At 37.2% G+C, this 9,647-nt stretch carries 9 protein-coding genes; 7 read left to right on the top strand and 2 right to left on the bottom strand.

What is annotated here, in order from left to right:
• Both A4245_RS10350 and A4245_RS10345 read right to left on the bottom strand, forming a co-directional pair.
• Nucleotides 1–620 (bottom strand): IS3 family transposase (locus tag A4245_RS10350; RefSeq protein ID WP_199860672.1); only part of this gene is annotated, 620 nt, incomplete at its 3' end.
• Nucleotides 521–1,102 (bottom strand): helix-turn-helix domain-containing protein, encoded by a 582-nt coding sequence (locus A4245_RS10345; protein ID WP_067727655.1) that lies wholly within the window; start codon nucleotides 1,100–1,102, stop codon nucleotides 521–523. The genes A4245_RS10345 and A4245_RS10350, both read right to left, overlap by 100 nt.
• 353 nt (nucleotides 1,103–1,455) lie before the next feature.
• Here A4245_RS10345 and A4245_RS19700 point away from each other — a divergent pair, with 353 nt between their 5' ends.
• The 7 genes from A4245_RS19700 (at nucleotide 1,456) to A4245_RS19695 (ending at nucleotide 9,646) form a co-directional block, all read left to right on the top strand.
• The gene (locus tag A4245_RS19700) at nucleotides 1,456–1,584 is read left to right on the top strand and encodes a YfhE family protein (protein WP_084268764.1); all 129 of its coding nucleotides are present in this window, start codon (nucleotides 1,456–1,458) and stop codon (nucleotides 1,582–1,584) included.
• A gap of 618 nt (nucleotides 1,585–2,202) precedes the next feature.
• A complete protein-coding gene (locus A4245_RS10340) occupies nucleotides 2,203–3,714 on the top strand; it encodes a bifunctional metallophosphatase/5'-nucleotidase (protein WP_067727654.1) in 1,512 nt (503 codons plus the stop codon).
• A 167-nt stretch (nucleotides 3,715–3,881) separates the two neighbouring features.
• Nucleotides 3,882–3,995, top strand: a complete 114-nt coding sequence (locus A4245_RS20595; RefSeq protein ID WP_234402395.1) for a putative holin-like toxin — start codon at nucleotides 3,882–3,884, stop codon at nucleotides 3,993–3,995.
• A gap of 790 nt (nucleotides 3,996–4,785) precedes the next feature.
• The gene (locus A4245_RS10335) at nucleotides 4,786–6,108 is read left to right on the top strand and encodes an ABC transporter substrate-binding protein (RefSeq protein WP_067727653.1); all 1,323 of its coding nucleotides are present in this window, start codon (nucleotides 4,786–4,788) and stop codon (nucleotides 6,106–6,108) included.
• A gap of 63 nt (nucleotides 6,109–6,171) precedes the next feature.
• Nucleotides 6,172–7,074 carry a carbohydrate ABC transporter permease gene (locus A4245_RS10330; protein WP_067727652.1) on the top strand — a complete coding sequence of 301 codons (903 nt, stop codon included), beginning with the start codon at nucleotides 6,172–6,174 and terminating at the stop codon, nucleotides 7,072–7,074.
• 17 nt (nucleotides 7,075–7,091) lie between these two features.
• Nucleotides 7,092–7,916 carry a carbohydrate ABC transporter permease gene (locus tag A4245_RS10325; RefSeq protein WP_234402394.1) on the top strand — a complete coding sequence of 275 codons (825 nt, stop codon included), beginning with the start codon at nucleotides 7,092–7,094 and terminating at the stop codon, nucleotides 7,914–7,916.
• Between the two features lie 62 nt (nucleotides 7,917–7,978).
• The gene (locus A4245_RS19695) at nucleotides 7,979–9,646 is read left to right on the top strand and encodes an ROK family protein (protein WP_084268763.1); all 1,668 of its coding nucleotides are present in this window, start codon (nucleotides 7,979–7,981) and stop codon (nucleotides 9,644–9,646) included.
• The last annotated feature ends 1 nt before the right edge of the window (nucleotide 9,647 follow it).

Below are 9,647 nucleotides of genomic sequence, written 5' to 3'. Positions count from 1 at the left end.
GTTCTGTATTTTGATCCTTTAACGATTTCTAGAGTTTCATCTAGAGGTTTCATCACTAGTTCCAAATTCGGGCGCCTGTTTATTCCAAATGAAATAATTTCACCATTAAACATATCCATAATTGGATTTAAATATAATTTTCCGTCCGTACATTTAAATTCAGTGATATCTGTCGTTAGTTTTTGAAGTGGTACATTGGTGTAAAACCGACGATTGATACGGTTTTTGGCAACCTTCCCGATGGTACCTTTATAGGAACGATACTTGCGTGTTTTTGTCCAGAACTTTTTGCCTTTAAGTCCTAGTTTCTTCATGATACGTTGAACCTTCTTATGATTCACTTTATATCCACGGTTTCTCAATTCTAGATGAATACGACGGTAACCATAATTACCGTTATGCTCGTTGAAAATGGATTGAATGAGTACCTCTAGGTCCTGATCTGGATTTTCCTTCTTCATCATTTTTATATGATAATGGTATGAGGACTCAGGGATGCCAACTACTTGTAAGACATCTTTTAATTTGAATTCTTCTTTGAGTTCGAATGATAGCGCTGCTTGTGCTTTTCTAGATAACCCTCCGGATCCATCTGAAAAGCTCGCAACTTTTTTAAGTATTCTACCTCTAAACGAAGAAGTTCATTTTCTCTTTCAAGTTTTTGTTCGTTTGTCATTTCTTTTTCTTTAACTGTCTGCTTTTTTACTTGTTTATTTTTTCTATTCTTAGATGTATCAGACATGGCTAGCAATCCTTTCGTTTTACACAGGTCTTCAACACCACCCTTACGAAAAGCTTTCTTCCAATTAGCTATCATAGTAGGATTTTTCATTCCAAAATGAAGGGCTGTTTCCGTTTCTGAATAACCTGTTCTCTCCATAAAGCTTAATACATTTAGCTTCAATTGAACAGAGTAAGTTTGCTTCTTTTTCGTACTTTTCAAGCCATCTTCACCAAAATCCTCATATATTTGTATCCATCTACCGACTTGTGATTTTGATTTTATACCATGCTTCTTAGCTAAAGCTCTAATTCCTAAATATCCATTTTGATACTCCTTAACTACTTTTATCTTTAAATCATCGCTATATTTTTTGACCATAATAGAACACCCCAAAAGTTAGTTTTTTACTCTAACTTTTGGGGTGCCCCACAGAACCATGGTCCATTTCAGCCAATTTACAGGTCCTAGGGGACAGGAAGAGACCGCTGAAAAAAGCACCTAAAAAAGGTGCTTTTTTCAATGGCCTCGGAAGGAACCACGGTCCGTATAATTACGGGCTTAAGAGATCAGTCCCCACCACTTCAGCGTGTTTATTAATTTGATTTAATAGTTGGACCAGGGAACCTGTCCCCATCGGTCCACTGTTCTCCCGGCATGGTTCATAAGTTTTATCCTGAAACAATAGGGTAAACATATACTGTAACCATTTGTAAAGGAAAGGGTGGTTTCAGATGGATAAGTCACAACAGTATCAACCAGCAGAAAACAAACAGCTTTCAGATGCACAGGAAGTACACTATTCGAAGGAATTTAAACAGGCTGATATTGCTGGTGGGTTTCGTAAACCTCGGAAAAAATAATAATTATCAAGCGTGATTTATGTTTATGAACTAAAATTGTCACTGCTTTTGAGTGGAAGTTAGGGCAGGAACCTTACTTATTGGGAAGGTTCCTGTCCTTTTGTGGTCCAAGGGGGTGGTCCAAGGGGACAGGAACCATGGGCCAGAATGTTTATGTGGGAATTTGCTAGGCAACCATTTTTCTCGTCAGAAAAATGAATGTAAAAACGAAAATAAATTAATCGAAATATAGATTAAGGGCGCAATTCTTATCTAGAATAGCGCCCTTCTATGAAATAATCATTCACCCTCTTATAACTAAGAAAAAACACGAATTCGCTTTAAAATCGTTCATTCAAATCAACTTTAATTTCCTTCCTCAATCATTTCCCGAATTATTTCCGGATTTGTGCTACTTGTGATTCTTCTCTTCACAAAATACCTAAAGTCTACGATTGCCTCCTAATCTTATAGACCTTTTAGTTTAAGGAATAAAAAAAGGATTACGTATTATAGTAAGTCAAAAGTTATAGTGAAATGGTATTGCTTTTTTTTACACAAAGTTTGCCCCACGTCCATAATCCATACATATTAAAAACCTATACTTATTTATAACGTAGAAAAATTGGAGGATGAGAGATGAAAAAACTTGTGATTATTTTATCATGCGCATCGCTATTTTTGTGTTCTTGGTTTATACAATCAAGTACTGCTGATGCGAAGGAACCAAGAAAAGCAACAATATTATATTTTAACGATGCCCACGAAATTAGCCCGGTTGTAAACGAGTATGGCGACCGTGGTGGTGTCGCTCGACTTAAAACGGTAATCGACCGTGTGAAAGAAGATAATAAACATACCGCTGTTGCTTTCGGTGGTGATTTGGGTGGTGGAACACTCTTTGGGGGTGTATACAAAGGGTTTCCCATTGTAGAAGTGTTTAATCAAATAGGAATTGATATTGCCAATTTTGGGCAGCACGATTTTGACTTCGGTTCAGAGGTGACAGAGGAGTTAGTTGAAGCATCAAAATTTCAATGGATTACTTCGAATTTAACAGATCCAGAAGGTAATTCATTTGCTAATCTGCCAACCTATCAAATTATCAATCAACGTGGTATTAAAATTGGAATAATTGGTTTAACGGATGACATGTATACGACCACAAATGACGGGAAGGTTATTCAGCAGGATATTATTCCTTCAGCTAAAAAAGCTGTCGAGCAAATCAAGAGAAAAGAAAAAGTTGATGTGATTATTGCATTAACACAGGAGTCTCTTGAGAAGGACAAACAATTACTAGATGCTGTACCAGAAATTGACGCCGTATTTACAGAAGAAAAAGCAGAGGACAGGTCCTTTATTATCGAGCATGGTAACGATTATATATTAGCACCAGAAGGAAATATCGGTTCCGTGATTCGCTTAGATATTACGAAGCATGCGAAGGATATTAACCTTGTTCCTACTGTTATTGAAGTTGATCACACCGTTCCAGAAAATCCAGAATTAAAAGCGTTAGCTGACTATTACCAAAACAAGCTGGAAGAAGATTTAGGCCAAACGATTGCGCAAGTAGAAACTTCTCTAGATTATGGAGATAATCATGAATCAAGATATGAGGAAACCAATATTGGTAACTTTGTAGCGGATAGTTATCGTGATCATTTTTACGCTGATATTGGACTAATGAATGGTGGGGGAATTCGTACAAGTATTCCAGCTGGAGAATTCACTTTACGGGACGCATACGCGATTTTACCTTTTGGCAACAAAGTCATTCTTGCTAATGTAAAAGGAGAAACAATTCAGGCTGCATTGGAGAATAGTGTCTCACGTGTAGAAAGTTTAGGCGGAGGGTTTTTACAAGTATCTGGAATCCATTATTCATATAATGCAAATCATCCAGTTGGAGAAAGAGTGCAGTCCGTCACAATTAACAATGAACCCATTGATTTAGAAAAAGACTACCTCGTTGCCATGCCAAATTATATTTTCCATGGTGGAGATGGCTACACAATGTTTGCTGAAAGCGAGATTCTAGTAGACGACACCAATGCTCAAACAGATGCGGAAGTGCTGATTCAATATGCAAGCAAGCTAGGTACGATTAACGCAAGTTTAGAAGGGCGGATAGTGGTGATTCAGTAGGTTGAATCATTTACTAAATATTGATTCCTAACAAAAGGAAATCGTGGGTCAGATTCGATTTGTTTTGCGATTATTGCTTTTAAGCTTATTGCTAAAATAATAATTACATCGCTGCATAAAGCGGATGGGCGGTTGGCACTCCCTGAAAGAAAGGGGGTGTATATATCGTGGTGACTTATGACGCAATGGATATGCTGTTTCAATTTGGCATTTTCTTAGTTGCGACATTTACAGCAGTTGTCACAGTCATTATAGTTGTCACCAATAGAAAAAAGAAGTAATCACCCATCCGCTCTGGTCCATAGAGTAGGGTAATTACTTCTTCTTGATTGAAACACCAAATGCAATTGGCCAGCCGCTCTTCATGCGGCATGTAGTTGCTTGGGTTGAGTGTTACAGTACTCAGCCTATTTTAATTTTACTATAATTCTATTCATATTATACATAACTTACATTTGTTTGTGCAATTATTTATTATAATTTGGTCGGTGAAGGACCAGAGGAAGGTCCATAGGGACAGGCACCGTGGTCCATTTTTGTAGGTTAGGGCGAGTGTGTTGGCAGTGCCTGGTTTCTCTGCTCAATATACAGACCTCGACAGTGGAGAATGAGTTTAGTGCTCACTCAGCATCTATCATCTGTTACAAGTATAATATAGGTGTGTTTTGATCTACTAGTCGAAATAGGATCACTCCCTGGTCCGTTGTATTAGTTGGACCAGGGTTCCTGTCCCCGCGGTTCCACATGCTCCCTCTTCGGCCTATTCAACAATAAAAAATAGTTCGCTCCTATCACTAATGTCCAATAAATTCATTTTTTTCTGATTCTTACAGCGGAATACGTGGGTACCTTCGATTTTCTAACCTATTTAATGATACTAAATTAACAATCGGTAAGCACTGTTTTAAAATTAGCCACTCAATAAAAATAATTTCCGAATTATAATAAAATATAAAATTTTTTTCTAAAAAGTCTTGCTATATAATTATCAAACAATTACAATTAAATTAAGGAAGCGGTTTCATATAGAGGTAATTTCCGTTTTCACAATTAAAAGGGAGGAAAAAAGAAATGAAAAAGAAATTTTCATTTACATTAGTTACTGCTTTACTTCTAGTTGGTTTAATGGCTTGCAGTGGTGAGGATGAAGGTAATGCTACTTCAGAAGCTGGATCATCTGGTGAACTGTCAGGGAAAGTGACAATGTGGACTGCCTCTTTGTCTGGTGAGCCATTCGATAGTTACTTTGCGGATTTAGAAGCAGCATTTGAAGAAACGCATCCAGATGTTGATGTCGTCATAGAAGATATTCCACAAAACGAAATAGAACAAAAAGTACTTACTTCACTAACTGGTGACGATGTCCCAGATGTGGTTAACTTAGCACCACGTTACATGATTAATATTGCTGCTCAAGGTGGGCTTTTAGAGTTAGATGACTTAGTAAGTGAAGAAGTGCAAAATTCATATCTGGAAGGACCTTTTAAAGCAGGTTATTTTGAAGAAAATTTATATGCCTTACCTTGGTATTTAACAACTACGGTGAGCTGGTACAATAATGAACATTTTGAACAGGCTGGAATTACGGAAACACCTAAAAGTACACAGGAAATTTATGATACAGCAAAGGCTATTACAGATGTAACAGGTAATCCTTCTTACTTCCAAATCATCAACCAAGGAGACACAGTAATCGAAAAAATGATTTCCATAGCTAATGGGGATCCGATTGTAGAAGAAGGAAAAACAGTATTAGCTGAAAATGAAGAGATCGTTGAATTCTTCACGCTAACACAAAAAATGTATGAGGAGGGTATTATGCCACAAGAAAATGCAGAGGGCTCTTTCTCTACTGCACAAGAACTATTTATGGCAAATAATTTATCCCTTCTTGAAAGTGGTGTAACTTTCTTAGGACCGCTTGAATCTGGGGCACCAGATGTATATGAGGCATCAAAAGCTGGTCAACCGTTGAATGATCTTGACGCACCAGTGAATGTAGCTGTCATGAATTTCTCTGTTCCATCGAAAACAGATAACCCCGATGCAGCAGTTGCATTAGCGGAATTTGTAACGAATGCTGAAAATCAATTAGAATTTGCGAAAGTTGCCGGGACGGTACTTCCTTCTACTAATGAATCCCTGGAGGATGAATATTTTACAAATCCAGGAGATTCACCTAAAGCGTTAGGAATGTTAGAAGCTGCGACTTCACTTGAACGTTCGAAAGTGTTGATTCCACCGGTAGAAAATTCTTCTGAGCTTTATGAAATTGTTAAAATGGCTTTTGTGAAAAATATCCAAGGGGATATGACTCCTGAAGAAGCATTACAGGAAATCTCTGAAAAATGGGATGCATCCTTTGAAAAGGCTGGTTTAACGCCAACATTCTAACACAATATAAAAATTGAAGAGACTAGCAGCCTTGCTAGTCTCTAAATTCAGGAGGGGATACGAATGAGTAGACGTCCTTTCTCAAAAAAGAGTCTAACAACAGCTATTATACCCTGGTTATTCTTACTTCCATCAATTGTGATATTAGTAACGTTTTTGGTAATACCCATTATGGAGGCATTTTATTGGAGTTTTCTAGATTATAAGATTATAGCGGATACCAGTGAATTTGTTGGGTTTGCTAATTTTAAAGAAATATTCTCGGACGAGATGTTTTGGAAGGCTTTTGTAAACACAATCTTATATGTTGCCATTGTTCTTCCATTAAATATATTTCTTCCCATGATTTTAGCTGTGCTAGTTAATCAAAAAATACGTGCTGTCGGAGCATTTCGGGTGCTTTATTATTTACCCGTTGTAACGCCAATTGTCGTAGCTGCATTAATGTGGAAAATGCTCTATTCCCAGAATGGCACTGTCTCCAACATTTTGGAAACACTGGGTATTATTGATTCATCCATGAATTTCTTAACGAATACAACAACTGCACTTATTGCGGTCGCCTTTATTACCGTTTGGAAAGGGCTTGGTTACTATATGATTATGTATCTGGCAAACCTACAATCTATCCCAAACCAAGTTTACGAATCAGCAAGTATTGACGGTGCGAATAGTATGCAAAAATTCTTTAAGATTACTGTGCCAATGATGGTTCCTTCCATGACATTGGTTTCTGTCCTAACCATTATTAACGGGTTAAAAGTTTTTGAAGAAATAGCCCTCACAACCAATGGAGGTCCAGCTGGGGCAACCACTACTCTTGTTATGTATATTTACGATAAGTTCATGAATTTGGATGTGTCGATTGCTTCTGCCGCTGGGTTAGTATTATTGGTATTAGCCGTTATCGGATCTCTCATTCAAATGAAGCTAACGAGTGGTCGAGAAGATGACTTAAAGGCTTAAAAAGGAGCTGAAAGAAAGTGAAAGCAAAGGCACAAGCAAAGAAAGTTATCCTATATATTGCCATGCTAGCAATTTGTGTCATTACAGTGGGTCCATTTTTATATACATTATTTATTTCGTTAAAACCCGCAACACAAGGGATTTATGATGGCTTGTTACCTACTAGGCCAACATTTGCAAATTTTTCCGATGCATTTTACAAGACGGATTTCGTACGCTATCTTCTAAACACTGCCATTGTAACCGGAATAGCCGTACCATTTAACTTATTATTCAGTAGTATGGCTGGGTATGCACTTGCCCGTATAAATTTTAAAGGAAGAAGTATTGTCCTTACGCTTATCATCTCAACGATGACCGTCCCTTTCCAATTATACATGGCTCCCCTATTCCAAATCGCTGGTGAGCTCGGATTAAGAAACAGTTATGTAGGTTTAGCTGTACTGCAGATTTCTACTGCATTTGGTATATACTTTATGCGTCAAGCATTTTTGACAGTTCCTAAGGAATTGGAAGAATCCGCTTATCTGGATGGAGCCAATCGTTTTCAAGTATGGTGGAAGGTTGCTATGCCATTAGTGAAACCGACCTTAATTTCACTGGCAATCTATACGTTTACCTTTACATGGGGAGATTACTTATGGCCTCTCCTTAATACAACAGAAAGCAGCATGTATACATTATCAATAGCGTTAGCACAAATGTCACAGAACTTTGATGGAGGAAATTTAAAACTAATAAGTGCCGCTTCGATCTTAACTACGATTCCTAGTCTGCTAATCTTTATCTGGTTACAAAAATACTTTATTTCCGGACAAACGGATGGAGCAGTTAAGGGATAAATACACAATTAAAATTTGGCTGGGTCACTAACACGTGATCCGAGTTTGTAAGGAGTGGTACAATGAGAGATTTTATCGCATTCGACATAGGTGGTACGTTAATTAAATATAGTATTCTCAAAGAGAATGGCAGTATTCTTTATAAAAATGAAGTCCCTACAGAGGCATATTTAGGGGGAACCGAAGTAATCGATAAAGTGAAAAAAATTGGTAATGAACTACTTCAATCTTATCACATTGCTGGAATCTGTATCAGTACGGCTGGACAGGTGGATTCTAAGAAAGGAGAAATTTTATACGCATCTTCGCTCATCCCGGAGTATACCGGAATGCAAATCAAAAAAGAGTTGGAAACCTACTTTCAATTACAGGTGGAAGTCGAGAATGATGTGAACTGTGTGGGATTAGCAGAATCATGGATAGGAAAAGGAAAAGATGTCAAAAGCTTGTTCTGCCTCACAATTGGTACAGGAATAGGTGGCAGTTATATTATCGATAATAAGCTGCATAGTGGGCATAGCTATAGTGGTGGTGAGATTGGTTATATTCCGATTGAAGGAAGTCAATTTCAGGAGCTTGCCTCTACAAAAACTCTAGTAAAAAATGTCTCTAAGCAAAAGGGAATTCCAGAGAAGGATCTTAATGGTAAGAAAATATTTGAATTAGCGTTAAATGGAGATGAGATTTGCAAAAAGGAAATCAATCAGCTTGTTTATTACCTATCAAAGGGAATTGCAACGGTTGCTTATATGATGAATCCAGAAATGATTGTAATTGGTGGAGGAATAACGAATCAAAAGGAGTATCTTTACCCTAGGATTATCAAACAATTAGAGAAGGATCTTATTCCTGCACTCCTAGATAAAACAAAAATTGAAATAGCGGGAAATCTAAATGATGCGGGTATGGTTGGTGCATTACGGCATTTCCTGATACAGGAATCGATGCAGCCTTTCAATCGGATTACGACGATGATTGAATCGAATAAACATAAATTGACCAAAGGCGAAGCGAACATAGCAAAATATGTAACAATGAATTTAAGCGACGTACCAAATCATACAATTTCGGAGATGGCGGACAAAATTGATGTATCCGAATCAATGATTACGAGATTTTGCAAGAAACTTGAAATTGGTTCCTATAACAAGCTACGTATGATGGCGAAAGAAGCAACGATTGGAACAAGACTACATGATAAAACCGAGAATTCTAGCTTAGTAGAAATTAAAAAAGATTATATTAACATCCTGAACAAAATTGATACATTAAACCAATCGATCGATTTTTTAGAATTAGGTTCACAGCTTAGTCTTGCGAAACGCATTATTTTATATGGATCCGAGGAAATGGAATATGTAATGCTTCAACTGAAGTATAAATTGATGGAACTTAAAATACCTGTTGAAGTTTTTTCGAATCGCTATCAAATGGACTGCTCTATTCACTTATTGGATCAGCACTGCTTAGTAGTCGGATTAAGTATTTCTGGATTTGACTCCAACGTACTAACAATGCTGGAAACTGCCAGGAAATGTAGCGCAACTACAATTGGAATAACTAGTCAGCAGGATTCACCGATAACAGAAAGAGTGGATACTACCTTTTTTATTCCTTCCAGCAATGATGTTGGAAAAGTCAGCCATTCAATTAGTGAAATGTCGTTATTTTATTTACTCGATACGTTTTTTAAGGAAATACAACCTTTGAATAAGAAGAAAGTTATGTAAG

Origin of the sequence: Oceanobacillus damuensis (assembly GCF_001618145.1) — a bacterium.
Lineage (GTDB): Bacteria > Bacillota > Bacilli > Bacillales > Amphibacillaceae > Oceanobacillus > Oceanobacillus damuensis.
Note: the sequence above shows the minus strand (reverse complement) of the source record. Positions and strands in the feature narration are given on the sequence as shown.

Bases quoted from the DNA above. Each gene is read 5' to 3' on its own strand.
- A4245_RS19700 (WP_084268764.1), top strand. From the start codon at position 1,456: ATGGATAAGTCACAACAGTATCAACCAGCAGAAAACAAACAGCTTTCA.
- A4245_RS19695 (WP_084268763.1), top strand. From the start codon at position 7,979: ATGAGAGATTTTATCGCATTCGACATAGGTGGTACGTTAATTAAATAT.
- A4245_RS10330 (WP_067727652.1), top strand. From the start codon at position 6,172: ATGAGTAGACGTCCTTTCTCAAAAAAGAGTCTAACAACAGCTATTATA.
- A4245_RS10345 (WP_067727655.1), bottom strand. From the start codon at position 1,102: ATGGTCAAAAAATATAGCGATGATTTAAAGATAAAAGTAGTTAAGGAG.
- A4245_RS10340 (WP_067727654.1), top strand. From the start codon at position 2,203: ATGAAAAAACTTGTGATTATTTTATCATGCGCATCGCTATTTTTGTGT.
- A4245_RS10335 (WP_067727653.1), top strand. From the start codon at position 4,786: ATGAAAAAGAAATTTTCATTTACATTAGTTACTGCTTTACTTCTAGTT.